Origin of the sequence: Vibrio sp. L85 (assembly GCF_963871815.1) — a bacterium.
In the GTDB taxonomy this organism is placed as follows: domain Bacteria; phylum Pseudomonadota; class Gammaproteobacteria; order Enterobacterales; family Vibrionaceae; genus Vibrio; species Vibrio harveyi.
The window spans coordinates 1-724 of sequence record NZ_CAWMYL010000170.1; the positions used below are offsets into that span (position 1 = coordinate 1).

A 724-nucleotide genomic window follows, 5' to 3' on the forward strand; every position below is an offset into this window, starting at 1 on the left:
GCTTTAATGAATTTAGCGGGGTCAGAAAAACCATGGCACATTTGACCGTGGAATTTCTGCCCGGCGTAATTTCGATACGGGTCAAAGAACAGAGCTTGCGCCTTTTTAGGCACTAACCCCATAAATTTGACCGCACTGGTTTTCCCGCTACCTGTACCGCCTAAGTACACGGTATGCTCGGCATCGTGAGAAGGATTAGAGTTAATCGGATTTACGACTAGCGACACGCTTTTCCTCCTCTTCTTTTTGCAGCTCTAGTACCGTGATTTGTTTCTTCGACGCCCACCACAAACCCAAAATTGCCAAGGCTAACGTCATCACGTTCATGTAATCGCCGCACTGCTCAAGCAATGCCCCGCCATATTGTTTCGCAACAGGTCGCGCCGCATTCACAACACTTTGCTTAGCACGTTCATCAAAGGCGAAATCAATATCTTTGAGGATAGAGACAGCTTGCTCAACCACGACCAACCCCGTTTCAACCAATGCATCGAAAGCTTCACTGGTATCGACTTCGGACTCAGGTTCAGCGCTACCATTCGGTTGGTTTTCGGTTGACGTGCTCGATTGCAACTCGGCAACGTACATATCAAGCTCGGCAAGGTTGTCAGCACTCATTTCAACGGTTGTTTCATCCATTGCCCTGCTCCTCTTGCGTTGGTTTTGGTGTTACCAGTAGATGCTTAATGGTAAACAGTAAAACCACTATCAACCCCAAACAGGC

At 47.9% G+C, this 724-nt stretch carries 1 protein-coding gene and 1 pseudogene; both read right to left on the reverse strand.

The annotated features are described in order from the left end of the window. Positions 1–227, reverse strand: a pseudogene (locus tag AACR11_RS17320) (hypothetical protein); the annotation flags it as partial. After that, the gene (locus AACR11_RS17325) at positions 202–639 is read right to left on the reverse strand and encodes a hypothetical protein (RefSeq protein WP_050941021.1); all 438 of its coding nucleotides are present in this window, start codon (positions 637–639) and stop codon (positions 202–204) included. The gene AACR11_RS17325 and the pseudogene AACR11_RS17320, both read right to left, overlap by 26 nt. Between the last annotated feature and the right edge of the window lie 85 nt (positions 640–724).